Origin of the sequence: Metabacillus niabensis (assembly GCF_902829255.1) — a bacterium.
GTDB lineage: Bacteria > Bacillota > Bacilli > Bacillales > Bacillaceae > Metabacillus > Metabacillus niabensis.
Window position 1 is genome coordinate 37,051 of sequence record NZ_CADEPK010000002.1, and the last position, 19,081, is coordinate 56,131.

Annotated in this window: 21 protein-coding genes; all 21 read right to left on the bottom strand. The window is 38.9% G+C overall.

Translation table 11 applies throughout. From position 1 onward, the window contains the following. Positions 1–5 precede the first annotated feature (5 nt). Entirely contained in the window at positions 6–545 is a 540-nt protein-coding gene (gene rplE / locus HU235_RS00590; RefSeq protein ID WP_095301367.1) for a 50S ribosomal protein L5, read from the bottom strand. A 25-nt stretch (positions 546–570) separates the two neighbouring features. Continuing rightward, positions 571–882: a 50S ribosomal protein L24 gene (gene rplX, locus HU235_RS00595; protein WP_095301366.1), complete on the bottom strand. Its 312-nt coding sequence runs from the start codon at positions 880–882 to the stop codon at positions 571–573. Between the two features lie 36 nt (positions 883–918). Beyond that, positions 919–1,287, bottom strand: a complete 369-nt coding sequence (gene rplN, locus HU235_RS00600) for a 50S ribosomal protein L14 (RefSeq protein WP_095301365.1) — start codon at positions 1,285–1,287, stop codon at positions 919–921. Between the two features lie 38 nt (positions 1,288–1,325). Continuing rightward, positions 1,326–1,589, bottom strand: a complete 264-nt coding sequence (gene rpsQ / locus HU235_RS00605) for a 30S ribosomal protein S17 (protein ID WP_095301364.1) — start codon at positions 1,587–1,589, stop codon at positions 1,326–1,328. A gap of 21 nt (positions 1,590–1,610) precedes the next feature. Continuing rightward, the gene (rpmC, locus tag HU235_RS00610) at positions 1,611–1,814 is read right to left on the bottom strand and encodes a 50S ribosomal protein L29 (protein ID WP_095301363.1); all 204 of its coding nucleotides are present in this window, start codon (positions 1,812–1,814) and stop codon (positions 1,611–1,613) included. Next, a complete protein-coding gene (gene rplP, locus HU235_RS00615) occupies positions 1,804–2,238 on the bottom strand; it encodes a 50S ribosomal protein L16 (protein WP_003225801.1) in 435 nt (144 codons plus the stop codon). Before rplP ends, rpmC begins: the two co-directional genes overlap by 11 nt. 1 nt (position 2,239) lies before the next feature. Continuing rightward, the gene (gene rpsC / locus HU235_RS00620) at positions 2,240–2,896 is read right to left on the bottom strand and encodes a 30S ribosomal protein S3 (RefSeq protein WP_095301362.1); all 657 of its coding nucleotides are present in this window, start codon (positions 2,894–2,896) and stop codon (positions 2,240–2,242) included. A gap of 3 nt (positions 2,897–2,899) precedes the next feature. After that, the gene (gene rplV / locus HU235_RS00625; protein ID WP_095301361.1) at positions 2,900–3,244 is read right to left on the bottom strand and encodes a 50S ribosomal protein L22; all 345 of its coding nucleotides are present in this window, start codon (positions 3,242–3,244) and stop codon (positions 2,900–2,902) included. A gap of 17 nt (positions 3,245–3,261) precedes the next feature. Beyond that, a complete protein-coding gene (gene rpsS / locus HU235_RS00630; protein ID WP_095301360.1) occupies positions 3,262–3,540 on the bottom strand; it encodes a 30S ribosomal protein S19 in 279 nt (92 codons plus the stop codon). Between the two features lie 57 nt (positions 3,541–3,597). Further along, positions 3,598–4,428 (bottom strand): 50S ribosomal protein L2, encoded by an 831-nt coding sequence (rplB, locus tag HU235_RS00635; protein WP_095301359.1) that lies wholly within the window; start codon positions 4,426–4,428, stop codon positions 3,598–3,600. A gap of 27 nt (positions 4,429–4,455) precedes the next feature. After that, positions 4,456–4,743, bottom strand: coding sequence for a 50S ribosomal protein L23 (gene rplW, locus HU235_RS00640; protein ID WP_095301358.1), 288 nt, complete (start codon positions 4,741–4,743; stop codon positions 4,456–4,458). Then, a complete protein-coding gene (rplD, locus tag HU235_RS00645; protein ID WP_095301357.1) occupies positions 4,743–5,366 on the bottom strand; it encodes a 50S ribosomal protein L4 in 624 nt (207 codons plus the stop codon). The genes rplW and rplD overlap by 1 nt, the downstream gene beginning before the upstream one ends. A gap of 27 nt (positions 5,367–5,393) precedes the next feature. Then, positions 5,394–6,023 (bottom strand): 50S ribosomal protein L3, encoded by a 630-nt coding sequence (rplC, locus tag HU235_RS00650; RefSeq protein ID WP_095301356.1) that lies wholly within the window; start codon positions 6,021–6,023, stop codon positions 5,394–5,396. Between the two features lie 42 nt (positions 6,024–6,065). Beyond that, positions 6,066–6,374: a 30S ribosomal protein S10 gene (rpsJ, locus tag HU235_RS00655; protein ID WP_095301355.1), complete on the bottom strand. Its 309-nt coding sequence runs from the start codon at positions 6,372–6,374 to the stop codon at positions 6,066–6,068. A gap of 385 nt (positions 6,375–6,759) precedes the next feature. Continuing rightward, entirely contained in the window at positions 6,760–7,947 is a 1,188-nt protein-coding gene (gene tuf / locus HU235_RS00660; protein ID WP_095301354.1) for an elongation factor Tu, read from the bottom strand. Positions 7,948–8,060: 113 nt separating this feature from the next. After that, the gene (gene fusA, locus HU235_RS00665) at positions 8,061–10,139 is read right to left on the bottom strand and encodes an elongation factor G (protein WP_095301353.1); all 2,079 of its coding nucleotides are present in this window, start codon (positions 10,137–10,139) and stop codon (positions 8,061–8,063) included. A 53-nt stretch (positions 10,140–10,192) separates the two neighbouring features. Further along, positions 10,193–10,663, bottom strand: coding sequence for a 30S ribosomal protein S7 (rpsG, locus tag HU235_RS00670; protein ID WP_095301352.1), 471 nt, complete (start codon positions 10,661–10,663; stop codon positions 10,193–10,195). Positions 10,664–10,705: 42 nt separating this feature from the next. Next, positions 10,706–11,128: a 30S ribosomal protein S12 gene (rpsL, locus tag HU235_RS00675; RefSeq protein WP_095301351.1), complete on the bottom strand. Its 423-nt coding sequence runs from the start codon at positions 11,126–11,128 to the stop codon at positions 10,706–10,708. Between the two features lie 108 nt (positions 11,129–11,236). Then, positions 11,237–11,485, bottom strand: coding sequence for a 50S ribosomal protein L7ae-like protein (locus tag HU235_RS00680; protein WP_095301350.1), 249 nt, complete (start codon positions 11,483–11,485; stop codon positions 11,237–11,239). A gap of 117 nt (positions 11,486–11,602) precedes the next feature. Then, complete coding sequence (gene rpoC / locus HU235_RS00685) at positions 11,603–15,202, bottom strand: DNA-directed RNA polymerase subunit beta' (RefSeq protein WP_174879083.1); 3,600 nt, start codon at positions 15,200–15,202, stop codon at positions 11,603–11,605. 113 nt (positions 15,203–15,315) lie between these two features. After that, complete coding sequence (rpoB, locus tag HU235_RS00690; protein WP_095301348.1) at positions 15,316–18,897, bottom strand: DNA-directed RNA polymerase subunit beta; 3,582 nt, start codon at positions 18,895–18,897, stop codon at positions 15,316–15,318. Positions 18,898–19,081: the final 184 nt, after the last annotated feature.

Genomic DNA, 19,081 nt, shown 5'->3' on the forward strand with positions numbered 1-19,081 from the left:
AGCGATTATTTTTGGAACGGCATACCGAACTGTGTTAATAGTTCGCGTGCTTCTTCATCAGTATTCGCAGTTGTTACGATAACGATATCCATACCACGAACCTTGTTAACTTTATCATAATCAATCTCAGGGAAAATTAATTGCTCTTTAACACCTAAAGTGTAGTTACCACGACCGTCAAATGATTTCTTAGAAACCCCACGGAAGTCACGTACACGTGGTAAAGAAACAGAAATTAATTTGTCTAAGAATTGGTACATACGCTCACCGCGTAATGTAACTTTTGCACCGATAGGCATTCCTTCACGAAGACGGAAACCAGCGATAGATTTTTTAGCTTTTGTAATAACTGGTTTTTGACCAGTGATTTGAGCTAATTCTTCAACAGCAACATCCAATGCTTTTGAGTTTGAAACTGCATCACCAACACCCATGTTGATAACGATTTTTTCAATTTTTGGAGCTTGCATTACTGATTTGTAAGAAAACTTACTCATTAATGCAGGTGTAATTTCTTTTTGATACTTTTCTTTAAGGCGGTTCATACCACAGACCTCCCTTCCTTATTTACTATTTATCTAAAGTTTCACCAGATTTTTTTGCTACACGTACCTTTTTACCGTCTACCACTTTATAACCAACGCGAGTCGGCTCACCAGATTTAGGGTCAAGTGGCATAACATTTGATACATGGATAGGTGCCTCTTGGTTTAAGATTCCACCTTGTGGATTAGCTTGAGAAGGTTTTGAATGTTTTTTCACAACATTAACTCCCTCAACAAGTACGCGATCTTTTTTCGGATAAGCAGCAAGTACAACGCCTTGTTTACCTTTATCCTTACCAGAGATAACCATTACTTTGTCACCTTTTTTAACATGCATCCTAGTTGCACCTCCTTAGTAAGGCAATCGAATTTATTATAATACTTCCGGAGCTAAAGAAACGATTTTCATGAAGTTGTTTTCACGTAATTCACGTGCAACAGGTCCGAAAATACGAGTTCCACGAGGGCTCTTGTCATCACGGATGATAACACATGCATTTTCATCAAATTTGATATATGAACCGTCTGAACGACGTGCACCACTCTTTGTACGAACGATAACCGCTTTTACAACTTCACCTTTTTTGACAACGCCACCTGGTGTTGCTTGTTTTACCGTACAAACAATCACATCACCGATATTAGCAGTTTTACGACCAGAACCACCTAATACTTTGATTGTAAGAACTTCACGAGCACCAGAGTTGTCAGCAACTTTTAAACGAGATTCTTGTTGGATCACTTATGTTACCTCCCTTCGGAATTAACTATCCGAACAAATTAAATGATAATAGCTTCTTCTACTACTTCTACTAGACGGAAACGTTTAGTAGCTGATAATGGACGAGTTTCCATGATTTTAACGATATCACCAATTTTAGCTTGGTTGTTTTCATCATGCGCTTTAAACTTTTTAGAGTATTTTACTCGTTTACCGTATAGCGAGTGTGTTTTGTAAGTTTCTACAAGAACAGTAATTGTCTTATCCATTTTGTCAGAAACAACACGACCAGTATACACTTTACGTTGGTTACGTTCACTCATTTTCGTAAACCTCCTCTCTTATTAACGATTATTAGCTGCGATCTCTCTTTCACGGATAACAGTTTTCATACGAGCGATCGATTTACGTACTTCACGGATGCGAGCAGTATTTTCTAATTGTCCTGTCGCTAGTTGAAAGCGAAGGTTAAATAACTCTTCTTTAAGAGACTTTACTTTTTGTTCAATTTCAGCAGTGGTAAGGTCACGAATTTCATTAGCTTTCATTAGATTCACCACCAATTTCTTCACGTTTTACGAATTTCGTTTTAATCGGTAATTTATGAGAAGCTAAGCGAAGTGCTTCACGCGCTACTTCTTCAGAAACACCAGAAATTTCGAATAATACTTTACCTGGCTTAACAACTGCTACCCAACCTTCTGGAGCACCTTTACCAGATCCCATACGAACCTCAAGAGGTTTTGCTGTATATGGTTTAGAAGGGAAGATTTTAATCCAAACTTTACCGCCACGTTTCATATAACGTGTCATCGCAATACGAGCAGCCTCGATTTGACGGTTAGTAATCCAAGAAGCTTCTAATGCTTGAATACCGAATTCACCGAAGTGTACTTCAGTACCGCCTTTCGCACGACCACGCATTTTTCCACGATGTTCTCTGCGATACTTTACGCGTTTTGGCAATAACATATTATTTTCCTCCTTCCTCAGTTTTCTTCTTAGTAGGAAGAACCTCTCCACGATAGATCCAAACTTTAACACCTAATTTACCATAAGTTGTATCAGCTTCAGCTGTTCCATAATCAATGTCAGCACGAAGAGTGTGAAGTGGAACTGTTCCTTCGCTATAATGCTCCGCACGTGCGATATCTGCTCCACCTAAACGACCAGATACTTGAGTTTTAATACCTTGTGCACCAGCGCGCATTGCACGTTGAATAGTTTGTTTTTGAGCACGACGGAAAGAAATACGGTTTTCTAATTGACGTGCAATGTTTTCAGCAACTAATTTAGCATCTAAATCAGCTTTTTTGATTTCTAAAATGTTGATGTGGACGCGTTTGCCAGTTAATTGGTTCAACGCTTTACGTAATGCTTCAACTTCCGTACCACCTTTACCAATAACCATACCAGGTTTTGCAGTGTGGATTGTAATGTTTACACGGTTTGCAGCACGCTCGATCTCAATTTTAGAAACAGATGCATCATTAAGACGTTTGCTAATGTATTCACGAATTTTAATATCTTCATGTAAAAGAGTTGAGTAGTCTTTACCAGCGAACCATTTAGACTCCCAATCACGAATAACTCCAATACGAAGACCGACTGGATTTACCTTTTGACCCACGGATTATCCCTCCTTCTTTTCTGTTAAGATGATTGTGATGTGGCTAGTACGTTTGTTAATAGCACTTGCACGACCTTGAGCACGTGGACGGAAACGTTTTAGAGTTGGACCTTCATTTGCATAAGCTTCAGATACAACTAAGCTATTAATGTCCATTTCATAGTTATGTTCAGCGTTTGCCACTGCTGATTTTAATACTTTTTCAATGATTGGAGAAGCAGCTTTTGGAGTATGGTTTAAAATTGCTACTGCTTCGCCTACTTGCTTACCTCGAATAAGATCTAAAACTAAACGAGCTTTACGAGGAGCAATGCGAACTGTTTTAGCGACAGCTTTAGATTGTTGCATATAAATGCCTCCTCTCATTAACGTCTTGTTTTCTTGTCATCACTTGCATGACCTTTGTACGTACGTGTAGGTGCAAACTCACCAAGTTTGTGACCTACCATGTCCTCAGTTACATATACAGGAACATGTTTACGTCCATCATAAACAGCGATAGTGTGACCAATGAATTGCGGGAAAATTGTAGAACGGCGAGACCAAGTTTTAATCACTTGTTTCTTATCCGCTTCATTTAACTTTTCAACTTTACTCATTAAATGTTCATCCACGAATGGTCCTTTTTTTAAGCTACGGCCCATGATTGTACCTCCCTTCGCGATCGTGCTACGGTTCGAAAGAACCGTAGTTCAATCACGTTATTTTTTACGACGACGTACGATAAACTTATCTGATTTATTTGATTTCTTACGAGTCTTAGCTCCAAGAGTTGGTTTACCCCATGGTGACATTGGTGATTTACGTCCGATAGGAGCGCGACCTTCACCACCACCGTGTGGATGGTCATTAGGGTTCATTACAGATCCACGAACAGTTGGGCGTTTACCTAACCAACGAGAACGACCTGCTTTACCAATATTAATAAGTTCGTGTTGTTCGTTACCAACTTGACCGATAGTTGCACGGCAAGTAGCAAGAATCATACGTACTTCACCAGAATTTAAACGTACAAGTACATATTTACCTTCTTTACCTAATACTTGAGCAGATGTACCTGCAGAACGAACTAATTGTCCGCCTTTACCTGGTTTTAACTCAATGTTATGCACAACAGTACCAACTGGGATGTTTTGTAGTGGAAGTGCATTCCCTACTTTAATATCAGCGTCTGGACCAGACATGATTTCTAATCCTACAGTTAAGTTCTTTGGTGCAAGGATATATCTTTTCTCACCATCAACATAGTTGATTAATGCGATGTTAGCTGAACGATTTGGATCGTACTCGATTGTAGCAACGCGTCCTGGTATTCCATCTTTGTTGCGTTTAAAATCGATCACACGATATTGGCGCTTATGTCCGCCGCCTTGGTGACGAACCGTTAATTTACCTTGGTTATTACGTCCACCTTTACTGTGTAGAGGTGCAAGTAACGATTTTTCTGGTTTGTCAGTCGTAATTTCAGCAAAATCAGAAACAGTCATATTACGACGACCATTTGAGGTTGGTTTATATTTTTTAATCGCCATATCGATATCCCTCCTTTTCTTTTAAAATTATACTTCGAATAATTCGATTTCTTTACTATCCGCAGCGAGTTTAATGATAGCCTTACGACGACGGTTTGTTAAACCAGTGTAACGGCCTACTCGTTTTAATTTACCTTTGTAGTTCATGATGTTTACTTTTTCAACTTTTACGCCAAAGATAGCTTCGATAGCATCTTTTACTTCAGTCTTATTTGCTTTAACATCAACTTCAAATGTATATTTCTTTTCAGTCATAAGATCTGTTGAACGTTCAGTGATTACGGGGCGCTTAATAATATCACGAGGATCTTTCATTATGCAAGCACCTCCTCTACTTTTTGCACCGCAGCTTTCGTCATAATAAGCTTATCATGGTTAAGTACATCAAGTACGTTTACTCCATTAGCTGTAACAACTGTTACACCTGGAATATTACGTGCTGATAATGCAACATTTTCATTGTTGTCAGCAGTAACGATTAATGCTTTTTTATCAACAGAAAGACCTTTAAGAACAGCAGTCATTTCTTTTGTTTTTGGTGCATTAAACGTTAAATCCTCTAAAACAACGATATTGTTGTCAATTACTTTTGATGATAAAGCAGATTTGATCGCTAAACGGCGAACTTTTTTAGGTAATTTATAAGAATATGAACGTGGAGTTGGTCCGAATACGATACCACCACCGCGCCATTGTGGCGAACGGATAGATCCTTGACGAGCACGACCAGTACCCTTTTGGCGCCAAGGCTTACGACCTCCGCCTGCAACTTCAGAACGATTTTTTACTTTATGAGTTCCTTGACGTAAGGAAGCTCTTTGCATGATAACCGCATCAAATAATACGTGCTGATTAGGTTCGATACCAAATACAGAATCATTTAGTTCAATTTCTCCAACATTAGATCCAGATTGGTTTAATAATGCTACTTTCGGCATTATCCAATTCCTCCTTTCCTAAAGAAATTATTTAGATTTAACTGCGCTTTTTACAGTGATAAGTGCTTTTTTAGCTCCAGGTACATTACCTTTAACTAATAATAGATTGCGTTCTGCATCTACTTTAACGATTTCTAAGTTTTGAACTGTAATACGTTCTCCACCCATACGTCCAGGTAATAATTTGTTTTTGAAAACTCGGTTTGGAGCTACAGGTCCCATTGAACCTGGGCGACGATGATAGCGAGAACCGTGAGACATAGGTCCACGAGATTGTCCGTGGCGTTTAATTGAGCCTTGGAAACCTTTCCCTTTAGAAATTCCTGTTACATCTACAATTTCACCAGCGGTGAAAATATCAACTTTGACTTCTTGACCAACTTCGTAACCATCTAAGCTAGCTTCACGAAGTTCTTTAACGAAGCGCTTAGGTGCAGTGTTTGCTTTTGCAACATGTCCTTTTTCAGGTTTGTTAGCTAATTTTTCACGTTTATCTTCAAAACCTAATTGTACAGCATTATATCCATCAGTTTCAGCTGATTTCTTTTGAAGAACAACGTTTGGAGTAGCTTCAATAACTGTTACAGGGATTAAATCACCGTTTTCAGCAAATACTTGCGTCATACCAATTTTTCTTCCTAAGATTCCTTTGGTCATGAGTCACACCTCCTATATATTCCGTAGAAATTATTCTTAAAATTATAATTTGATTTCGATGTCAACACCAGATGGTAAGTCTAAACGCATTAATGCATCAACTGTTTGTGGTGTTGGGTTGATGATATCAATTAAACGCTTATGCGTACGCATTTCGAATTGTTCACGAGAATCTTTGTACTTATGAACCGCACGTAGGATTGTGTATACAGATCTTTCTGTTGGTAATGGAATTGGACCAGAAACACTTGCTCCAGAACGTTTTGCAGTTTCAACGATTTTCTCAGCTGATTGATCAAGAATTCTATGATCATAAGCTTTTAAACGAATACGAATCTTTTGTTTTGCCATTATTTTCCCTCCTTTTCGCCTATTTTTAAAATAGACATTTTCTCAGCAGAAATTTTCCTACACACGCCATGGCAAAGCGGCCGTGTGTATCGGCAACCTCCTGCCTCATCGCAGTCAAAGACCAACATTGTCTATTATACAAAAAAACCGTGATAGATGCAAGAATAAATTAAAGTTATATAGTATTCTTGCGCACTTTTCATATTATACATAGATTATAGTTGATTATCAAGTTCATTCTAGATGGTTTTATTTTCTATCATCCTTAAAAATACCTTTTCTAATTAATTGTGAAAAGATGAAATCGATTAGTTTCATATAAAGGATATAATGCAAAAAAAAAGACGAGTAACAAATACTCGTCTTTTCTAACTATTATAGTTAATTATTCTTGGATAGAAGCTACAACGCCAGCGCCTACTGTACGTCCACCTTCACGGATTGAGAATTTAGTTCCTTCTTCAATCGCGATTGGAGCGATAAGCTCAACAGACATTTCAACGTTATCACCAGGCATTACCATTTCTACGCCTTCAGGTAATTGGCAGATACCAGTTACGTCAGTTGTACGGAAGTAGAACTGTGGGCGGTAGTTTGAGAAGAATGGAGTGTGACGTCCACCTTCTTCTTTTGATAATACGTAAACTTCAGCTTTGAACTTAGTGTGTGGAGTGATTGTACCTGGTTTAGCAAGTACTTGTCCACGTTGTACATCGTCACGAGCAACCCCACGAAGAAGTGCACCGATGTTATCACCAGCTTCAGCATAGTCAAGAAGCTTACGGAACATTTCAACACCTGTTACAGTTGTGTTCTTTGGCTCTTCAACTAAACCGATGATGTCAACAACGTCACCAACTTTAACTTGTCCACGCTCTACACGACCTGTAGCAACTGTTCCACGACCAGTGATTGAGAATACATCCTCAACTGGCATCATGAATGGCTTGTCAGTGTCACGTTCTGGAGTTGGGATATACTCGTCAACAGCGTTCATTAATTCAACGATTTTTTCTTCCCACTCAGGCTCTCCTTCTAATGCTTTAAGAGCAGAACCTTTGATTACTGGTACATCATCACCAGGGAATTCATATTCAGAAAGAAGGTCACGAACTTCCATTTCAACAAGTTCTAATAACTCTTCATCATCAACCATGTCACATTTGTTTAAGAATACAACAAGGTATGGTACACCTACTTGACGAGATAAAAGGATGTGCTCACGAGTTTGTGGCATTGGACCGTCAGCAGCAGATACTACTAGGATACCACCATCCATTTGTGCAGCACCAGTGATCATGTTTTTAACATAGTCAGCGTGTCCTGGGCAGTCAACGTGTGCATAGTGACGAGTAGCTGTTTCATATTCAACGTGTGAAGTATTGATTGTAATACCACGCTCACGTTCTTCTGGAGCTGCGTCGATTTGATCATAACCTTTTGCTTCACCGCCGCCTGCTTTTGCAAGAACTGTTGTGATAGCAGCTGTTAATGTAGTTTTACCATGGTCAACGTGACCAATTGTACCGATATTAGCATGCGTTTTGGAACGATCGAATTTTTCTTTAGCCATTCTAAAAATCCTCCTTAGAGTTTAAATTTTTTAGGATTTATGTAACAGAAAGTGATGTAAACACTTTCTGTTCTCACATAAGTAGTTATATCTCAACAAAGGGGTAAAATCAATTACTCACCTTTATTTTTTTTAATAATTTCTTCTGCAACTGATTTTGGTACTTCTTCATAGTGATCAAAGTGCATTGTGAACACACCGCGACCTTGAGTACTTGAACGTAATGCTGTCGCATATCCAAACATTTCAGAAAGTGGAATCATTGCACGAACAACTTGAGCGTTACCGCGTGCTTCCATACCTTCTACACGTCCACGACGAGCAGTTACTTGACCCATGATATCACCCATGTACTCTTCTGGTACTACAACTTCAACCTTCATAACAGGTTCAAGAATTACTGGGTTACATTTTGAAACAGCATTTTTAAGAGCTAAAGAAGCAGCAACTTTAAACGCCATTTCACTTGAGTCAACATCATGGTAAGATCCGTCAACTAGTGCAGCTTTAACGTCTACTAGTGGATAACCAGCTAATACACCGTTTTGCATTGCATCTTCAAGACCAGCTTGAACAGCAGGAACATATTCACGTGGTACTACACCACCGACGATTTTGTTTTCAAATTCGAAGCCTTTACCTTCTTCATTTGGTTCAAACTCGATCCAAACATGTCCGAATTGTCCACGACCACCAGATTGACGAGCAAATTTACCTTCAACTTTTGCTCCTTGGCGGAATGTTTCACGATATGCTACTTGAGGTGCACCAACATTTGCTTCAACTTTGAATTCACGCTTCATACGGTCAACGAGAATATCTAAGTGAAGTTCACCCATACCAGCAATGATCGTTTGACCAGTTTCTGGGTTAGTATGAGCTCTAAATGTAGGGTCCTCTTCTTGAAGTTTTTGTAAAGCAGTCGTCATTTTATCTTGGTCTGCTTTTGATTTTGGTTCAACTGAAAGCTCAATAACTGGCTCAGGGAATACCATAGACTCTAAGATAACTAAGTTTTTGTCATCACATAAAGTATCACCAGTTGTTGTATCTTTCAAACCAACTGCTGCAGCAATATCACCCGCATGTACTTGAGAGATTTCCTCACGGCTGTTTGCATGCATTTGTAAGATACGTCCTACACGTTCACGTTTACCTTTAGTAGAGTTTTGAACATATGATCCAGAACTTAATGTACCAGAGTAAACGCGGAAGAATGTAAGTTTACCTACATATGGGTCTGTCATAACTTTAAATGCTAATGCAGCGAATGGAGCATCGTCGCTAGATTCACGAGTTACTTCCTCATCACTATCAGGAACAGTACCTTTGATTGCAGGTACATCTAATGGAGATGGTAAGTAGTCGATTACTGCATCTAACATTTTTTGAACACCTTTATTTTTGAAAGCTGATCCACAGATAACTGGATAGAATTCAACATTAACTGTACCTTTACGAATTGCTGCTTTAAGCTCTTCGTTAGTGATTTCTTCACCACCAAGGTATTTTTCCATTAACTCTTCATCTAATTCAGCAACTGCTTCAACTAATCTTTCACGGTATTCGTTTGCTTGATCTTGGTATTCTTCAGGAATTTCCTTCTCAACGATATCAGTTCCTAAGTCATTACCATAGAACGTAGCTTTCATTTCGACTAAATCGATGATACCTTCAAATTGATCCTCAGCACCAATCGGTAATTGAATTGGATGAGCATTTGCTTGAAGACGATCATGCAATGTATTCACTGAATATATGAAGTCTGCACCGATTTTATCCATTTTATTAACGAATACAACACGTGGTACTCCATAAGTTGTTGCTTGACGCCAAACTGTTTCAGTTTGTGGTTCAACACCTGATTGAGCATCAAGAACAGCGATCGCACCATCAAGAACACGTAATGAACGTTCAACTTCAACTGTGAAGTCTACGTGTCCAGGAGTGTCAATGATGTTTACGCGATGACCTTTCCACTGCGCTGTAGTTGCAGCAGATGTGATCGTGATTCCACGTTCTTGTTCTTGCTCCATCCAGTCCATCTGAGATGCACCTTCATGAGTTTCACCAATTTTATGAATACGACCAGTGTAATAAAGTACACGCTCAGTTGTTGTTGTTTTACCAGCATCGATATGAGCCATGATACCAATATTACGAGTATTTTCTAAGGAGAACTCTCTTGCCATTGGGTAAATTTCTCCTTCCTAATAGGAAATTTAGTATATTTATATTATATTGATTACCAACGATAGTGAGCAAATGCTTTATTTGCTTCAGCCATTTTATGTGTATCTTCACGCTTCTTAACAGCAGCACCAGTATTGTTAGCTGCATCAAGAATTTCATTAGCTAAACGCTCTTCCATTGTTTTTTCTCCACGAAGACGAGCGTAGTTAACTAACCAACGAAGACCTAAAGTAGTACGACGATCTGGACGAACTTCTACTGGTACTTGATAGTTAGCACCACCAACACGGCGAGCTTTAACTTCAAGAACAGGCATGATGTTCTTAAGTGCTTGTTCAAACACTTCCATAGGTTCTTTTCCAGAACGTTCTTTGATTAGATCGAACGCATTGTAAAGTACAGATTGTGCTTTACCTCTTTTCCCGTCGATCATAATTCTATTTACTAAACGTGTAACAAGCTTTGAATTGTAAAGTGGATCTGGTAATACATCTCTTTTTGCTACAGGACCTTTACGTGGCATGTTATGTTCCTCCCTTCAAATTAGTTTGAAATTTTATTCATATTATTTTTTTGCAGCTTTTGGACGCTTTGTACCGTATTTAGAACGACCTTGCATACGTCCATCTACACCTGCAGTATCAAGTGCTCCACGCACGATGTGATAACGTACCCCTGGTAAGTCTTTTACACGACCTCCACGGATTAACACAACGCTGTGCTCTTGTAAGTTATGACCGATACCAGGAATATAAGCAGTTACTTCAATACCGTTTGTTAAACGTACACGAGCATATTTACGAAGCGCTGAGTTTGGTTTCTTTGGCGTCATCGTACCTACACGAGTACATACACCACGTTTTTGAGGTGATGATACATCTGTTTGCTCTTTCTTGAAGCTATTGTAACCTTTATTCAAAGCTGGTGAATCTGATTTCACAACTTTGCTTACGCGTCCTTTACGAACTAGTTGATTAATTGTAGGCATTTTGGATATCCTCCCCTCATCTTTTAATCCCACACATCCAGGTGGTTCATATTTAGGCAAAAACAAAGTTTCTGCATAATGACTATTTTCATCGTGCAAAAACAGTTTTTACTGGATTATAGCTACAGCTGCAGCTCCTACCTCTATTCCGCAAGCTTTACCAAGCTTTTTCATAGAAGAAACTTTCGTTAAAGGTACTTGCATTTGTTCCGCAGTTTGAATAACTTTGTTAATTATTCTTGGTTCTGCATCTTCAGCAATGACAATTTCTTTAACTTGATTATTTAACAGGGCTTTAACTGTTTGCTTTGTACCAACAATGATTTTATGTGCCTGTGATACTTTTTCATAAGACATAATCAAATATCCTCCAAAGTAACAGGTTGTGACTAACACACCTTGAATATATTAACATCAGAAAAGATGGATGTCAACATTCCTAGTGAAAAAGTTTAACATCCATCTTCAATTACATTAGTCTACTGAAACAACCTCTTCGGCTTGCTCTACCTTCATGATTGGTTCAGATTGGCGATATCTCGGCATACCTGTACCAGCCGGAACAAGTTTACCGATGATAACATTTTCTTTCAGTCCAAGTAATTCATCACGTTTTCCTTTAATTGCCGCATCTGTTAGTACACGTGTTGTCTCTTGGAATGACGCAGCAGATAGGAATGAATCTGTTTCAAGTGATGCCTTCGTAATACCAAGTAGAACTGGTCTACCTGTTGCTGGTCGTTTACCTTCTAGTAATACTTGCTTGTTTGCATCAGTAAACTGATGGATATCAAGAAGTGTTCCTGGTAATACATCTGTATCTCCAGCGTCCATTACTCTGACCTTACGTAACATTTGACGAACCATTACCTCTACGTGCTTATCACCAATTTCTACCCCTTGCATACGGTATACTTTTTGAACTTCACGTAGTAGATATGTTTGAACTGCTTGTAAATCTTTAACTTTTAATAATTCTTTTGGATCAATAGAACCTTCAGTCAATACCTGACCGCTTTCTATTTTATCTCCTTGCGCTACTTTCAAGCGTGCATTATATGGCGCAGTGTACGAACGTGATTCAACTTCACCTTGAATAACAATTTCTTGTTGTTTTTCACGTACTTCGTTGATTTCTGCTACAACACCATCGATTTCAGAGATAATTGCTTGACCTTTAGGATTTCTAGCTTCAAAGAGTTCTTGAATACGAGGTAAACCTTGAGTGATATCGTCTCCAGCAACCCCACCTGTATGGAACGTACGCATTGTTAACTGAGTACCAGGTTCTCCGATTGATTGTGCAGCAATGATACCTACAGCTTCACCGACTTCAACCTCACTACCTGTCGCTAAATTACGTCCATAACATTTTTTACAAACACCATGTCTAGTGTTACATGTAAATGCAGAACGAATCCAAACTGCCTCAATACCAGCTTCGATAATCTCTACTGCTATGTCCTCAGTAATTAGTTCGTTTTCATTTACAATAATCTTACCAGTTTCAGGATGTTTGACTGCTTTACGACAGTATCTTCCAATCAAGCGCTCATCAAGCTTCTCGATAATTTCAGTACCTTCTTTAATAGCTTCAGCACGAATACCACGGTCTGTTCCACAGTCATCTTCACGGATGATAACATCTTGGGCAACATCTACTAGTCGACGTGTTAAGTAACCAGAGTCTGCTGTTTTAAGTGCTGTATCGGCAAGACCTTTACGAGCACCGTGAGTAGAGATAAAGTACTCTAATACCGTTAGTCCCTCACGGAAACTTGATTTAATTGGTAATTCGATAATACGTCCAGCCGGGTTGGCCATAAGTCCACGCATACCAGCTAATTGTGTAAAGTTCGATGCGTTACCACGGGCACCAGAGTCACTCATCATGAAGATTGGATTTCGCTTATCAAGAGACGCCATTAATTTCCCTTGAATATTATCTTTGGCAGCACTCCAGATTGAGATGACACGTTCATAACGTTCATCTTCTGTAATTAATCCTCTTCTAAACTGTTTCATAACATTATCAACTTTTGCTTGTGCTTCGCTAATAATTTCTTGTTTCTCTTTTAATACGATAATGTCAGCTACACCAACAGTGATACCTGCTTTTGTAGAATATTTAAATCCGAGATTTTTCATGCGGTCCAACATCTTTGAAGTTTCTGTAATATGGAACTTCTTGAAGATTTCCGCAATGATTTTTCCAAGGATACCTTTTTTGAACGGAGCAATTTCCTCTTGAGCAGCAATATGCTCTTTTACATTTACATTTGTATCAACAAAATATTTTTCAGGTGTTTTATCTTCAATGTTTTGTTTTGTTGGTTCATTCATGTATGGGAATGATTCCGGTAAAATCTCATTGAAAATAAGCTTCCCTACTGTTGTAATCAACAGCATTTTATTTTGCTCATCAGTAAATGTTTGATTATTTAATGCACCAGCATTTACAGCCACACGTGTGTGTAAATGTACATAACCATTTTGATATGCTAGCAATGCTTCATTGGTATCATTAAATATCATACCTTCACCAATTGCACCTTCACGTTCAAGAGTTAAGTAATAGTTACCTAAAACCATGTCTTGAGATGGTGTAACAACTGGTTTTCCATCTTTAGGGTTCAAAATGTTTTGTGCAGCAAGCATTAAGATACGTGCTTCTGCTTGAGCTTCTGCAGATAAAGGAACGTGTACCGCCATTTGGTCACCATCAAAGTCAGCATTATATGCCGTACATACAAGTGGATGTAGACGAATTGCACGACCTTCAACCAATGTTGGTTCAAACGCCTGAATCCCTAGTCTGTGAAGAGTCGGTGCACGGTTTAGTAATACTGGGTGTTCTTTAATAACCGATTCTAAAACATCCCATACTTCCGGCTGTACTCTTTCAATTTTTCGTTTTGCACTTTTAATATTGTGTGCTAAACCTTTTTCAACTAGTTCTTTCATAACAAACGGCTTAAATAATTCAAGAGCCATTTCCTTCGGTAATCCACATTGATACATTTTTAAGTTTGGTCCAACAACGATAACTGAACGACCTGAATAGTCAACACGTTTCCCTAATAGATTTTGACGGAAACGTCCTTGCTTACCTTTCAACATATGTGAAAGAGACTTCAATGGTCTGTTACCAGGTCCAGTTACAGGGCGTCCACGACGTCCATTGTCAATTAACGCATCTACTGCTTCTTGGAGCATACGCTTTTCATTTTGAACGATAATGCTTGGAGCACCTAAATCCAATAGACGCTTTAAGCGATTGTTACGATTAATAACTCGTCTATATAAGTCATTTAAATCAGATGTTGCAAAACGTCCACCATCAAGCTGTACCATAGGACGTAGTTCAGGTGGAATGACAGGAAGAACATCTAAAATCATCCAAGAAGGTTCGTTTCCAGAATTACGGAATGCTTCAAGAACTTCAAGACGTTTAATCGCACGAGTTCTACGTTGTCCTTGCGCTGTTTTTAGTTCCTCTTTTAATGCATCCACTTCTTTATCTAAATCAATATCAGATAAAAGCTTTTTAATTGCTTCAGCACCCATTGATGCTTGGAATGTGTTACCGTATTTTTCACGGTATGCACGATATTCCTTTTCAGATAACAATTGTTTTTTCTCGAGTGGAGTATCACCAGTATCAGTTGTAACGTAGGAAGCAAAATAAATAACTTCTTCTAACGCTCTTGGAGACATGTCTAGTACTAATCCCATACGACTAGGAATACCTTTAAAGTACCAAATATGTGACACAGGAGCCGCTAGTTCAATATGCCCCATTCTTTCACGACGAACTTTTGCACGAGTAACCTCAACGCCACAGCGGTCACAAACTACACCTTTATAACGGACTCTTTTGTATTTACCGCAATGACATTCCCAATCCTTTGTTGGTCCAAAAATACGTTCACAGAAAAGTCCATCCTTTTCTGGCTTTAAAGTACGATAGTTAATTGTTTCTGGTTTTTTCACTTCACCAAAAGACCAAGAACGGATTTTATCTGGTGAAGCTAAGCCGATGCTCATATATTCAAAATTATTAACATCTATCAAGGGGCCTACCTCCCTTTTCGTCTTCAGGTTCTACCCATATTATAAGATACATTTTCTTATCTTAATGTTAACTGTAGCGCCTAGATTTACTGATCTAGACGCTCAGGTATACATTATTCTTTCGCTACTGTGTCCTTTTCTAGTTCGACAGCTTCAAGCTCTGGTTCTTCTTGCTCAGTAATTGAAAATCCTTCTGCTTGTTGAGAGTCATCCTCATCATCATCAAGATCTCTCATTTCAATTTCTTGTTCATCACTTGATAGCATTTTAACGTCCATACCTAAACTTTGAAGCTCTTTAATTAATACTTTAAATGATTCAGGAACTCCTGGTTCAGGAACATTTTCGCCTTTTACAATAGCTTCATATGTTTTCACACGACCAACGACATCATCCGATTTTACAGTTAGAATTTCTTGAAGAGTATATGCAGCACCGTATGCTTCAAGTGCCCAAACCTCCATCTCTCCAAATCGCTGACCACCGAACTGTGCTTTACCACCAAGCGGTTGTTGTGTAACTAATGAATATGGACCTGTTGAACGTGCATGTAACTTATCATCAACCATATGTGCTAGCTTGATCATGTACATGATCCCTACTGATACACGGTTATCAAACGGTTCACCAGTACGGCCATCATATAATACAGTTTTAGCGTCACGCGCCATTCCTGCTTCTTCTAATGTTGACCATACATCTTCTTCTCTGGCACCATCAAATACTGGAGACGCAACATGGATACCCATTTTACGAGCAGCCATACCAAGATGCAGCTCAAGAACCTGACCGATATTCATACGTGATGGTACCCCTAGAGGGTTCAACATGATATCAACAGGTGTTCCATCTGGTAAATAAGGCATATCCTCTTCCGGAAGAATACGTGAGATAACCCCTTTATTACCATGACGTCCAGCCATCTTATCGCCTTCATGTATTTTACGCTTCTGTACAATAAACACGCGAACTAATTGATTTACTCCTGGTGGTAACTCATCACCGTCTTCACGGTTAAAGACTTTAACATCCAGGACAATCCCTTCTCCGCCGTGTGGCACACGCAATGAAGTATCACGAACTTCACGTGCTTTCTCACCGAAGATCGCATGAAGTAATCGCTCTTCTGCTGTTAACTCAGTTACCCCTTTAGGTGTAACTTTTCCAACTAGTAAGTCGCCGTCTTTTACTTCTGCTCCAATTCGAATAATTCCACGTTCGTCTAGATTTCTTAATGCATCTTCACCAACGTTAGGAATATCACGAGTGATTTCTTCAGGTCCTAATTTTGTATCACGAGATTCTGATTCATATTCTTCAATATGAATTGAAGTATAAACATCATCTTTTACTAAACGCTCACTCATGATAATGGCATCCTCATAGTTATAACCATCCCATGTCATGAACGCTACCATTACATTTCGCCCAAGAGCAAGTTCACCTTTTTCCATAGATGGACCATCAGCTAGGATTTCTCCCTTCACAACCTCATCACCCACACTTACGATAGGTCTTTGGTTGTAGCATGTACCTTGGTTTGAACGGATAAATTTCAACAAGCTGTACTTATCAAGATTACCCTTAACTTTTTGTCCATCTACTTCTTCATAACGACGAACCCAAACGTTTTTCGCTTCGACACGTTCAACGATTCCCGGATGCTTACAAATAACAGCTGCACCAGAGTCTTTACCTGATACATACTCCATTCCAGTACCAACGATCGGTGCCTCTGGGTTTAATAATGGAACAGCTTGTCGTTGCATGTTCGCTCCCATTAACGCACGGTTTGAGTCATCATTTTCTAAGAACGGAATACATGCCGTAGCAGCAGAAACGACTTGTTTTGGAGATACATCCATGTAATCAATGCGGTCTCTATGAACAACCGTGTTTTCACCACGGAAACGAGATACGATATCTGTATCAATGAAAGAGCCATCTTCAGCTAATCTAGCATTCGCTTGTGCTACAACATAATTATCTTCTTCATCCGCTGTTAAATAGTCAATTCGAGATGTAACCTTACCAGTCTCTGGATCAACACGACGATACGGAGTTTCAATAAACCCAAATCTGTTTACCTTTGCGTAAGAAGATAATGAGTTAATCAATCCAATGTTTGGTCCCTCTGGCGTTTCAATTGGACACATACGACCATAGTGTGAATAGTGAACGTCACGAACCTCAAAACCAGCACGTTCACGCGTTAAACCACCAGGTCCAAGTGCAGATAAACGACGCTTATGCGTTAGTTCAGCAAGAGGGTTTGTTTGATCCATGAATTGTGATAATTGCGAGCTACCAAAGAACTCTTTAATTGACGCAATAACCGGACGAATATTAATCAATTGCTGTGGTGTAATTGTGTTCGTGTCCTGAATAGACATTCTTTCACGAACTACACGTTCCATACGAGATAAACCAATTCTAAATTGATTTTGTAATAATTCCCCAACAGAACGCAAACGACGATTACCGAGATGATCGATATCATCCGTATCACCAACACCATGTAATAGGTTAAAGAAATAACTTATAGATGCTAAAATATCTGCTACAGTTATATTTTTAACAGCCTCTTCTACATAGGCATTTCCTAATACATTTATTACTTTTTCACCCTCTGGATCATTTGGCGCAAAGATTTTAATTGACTGTAGAGTCACTTCTTCCTCAATAACACCACCAGATGGATGCTCTTTTTTAAATCCTACTCCACTTTCTAAGTTTGGTAAGATTCGATCAAGTGTTCTTCTATCGATCATCGTACCCTTTTCAGCGATGATTTCCCCAGTTTCAGGATCTACTAAGGTTTCAGCTAAACGTTGGTTGAAAAGTCGATTTTTAATATGTAGCTTTTTATTAATCTTGTAACGACCAACATTTGCCAAATCATATCTTTTAGGATCGAAGAATCTAGAATCTAATAAACTTTTTGCGTTTTCTACCGTTGGTGGTTCACCAGGACGAAGACGCTCATAAATTTCAAGTAGTGCTTTTTCAGTACTTTCCGTATTATCTTTATCTAGCGTATTACGCAAGTACTCATTTTCACCCAATAAGTCGATGATTTCTTGATCAGAGCCAAACCCAAGAGCACGTAAAAGAACCGTTACTGGCAACTTACGTGTACGGTCAATACGTACATAAACGACATCTTTTGCATCTGTTTCGTACTCTAACCAAGCTCCACGGTTTGGAATAACAGTAGCTGTAAAGCCTTTTTTACCATTTTTATCGACCTTGGCACTGTAATATACACTTGGAGAACGGACCAACTGAGACACGATAACGCGCTCTGCTCCATTAATCACAAATGTACCTGTCTCCGTCATTAGAGGGAAATCCCCCATAAAGACATCTTGATCTTTTACTTCACCAGTTTCCTTGTTAATAAGTCGCACCTTCACACGTAACGGTGCAGAATAGGTAACATCGCGCTCTTTTGATTCCTCAACAGAGTACTTTGGGTCTCCTAAGCTATAATCAATAAATTCTAGCGAGAGGTTACCAGTAAAATCCTCAATAGGAGAAATATCTTGGAACATTTCTCTCAAGCCCTCATCAAGAAACCACTGATAGGAAGACGTTTGAATTTCAATAAGATTAGGTAATTCTAACACTTCACTAATGCGTGCGTAACTTCTACGTTGGCGGTGTCGTCCATACTGAACTAGTTGATGCGTCAACTCATTCACCCCTCAAATCAAGCGTAATAGATCTTGCGTTGTACTTATTATGTATACCTTATTTTTTAGACAGACGAATAAGAGAACTCACATATGATCATTCTCTTAAAAATCAATATCTTAATATATACTATAAAATCTGAAGTTAAAAATAAAGGAAAACGAAGCACATACGCAAGGAAAA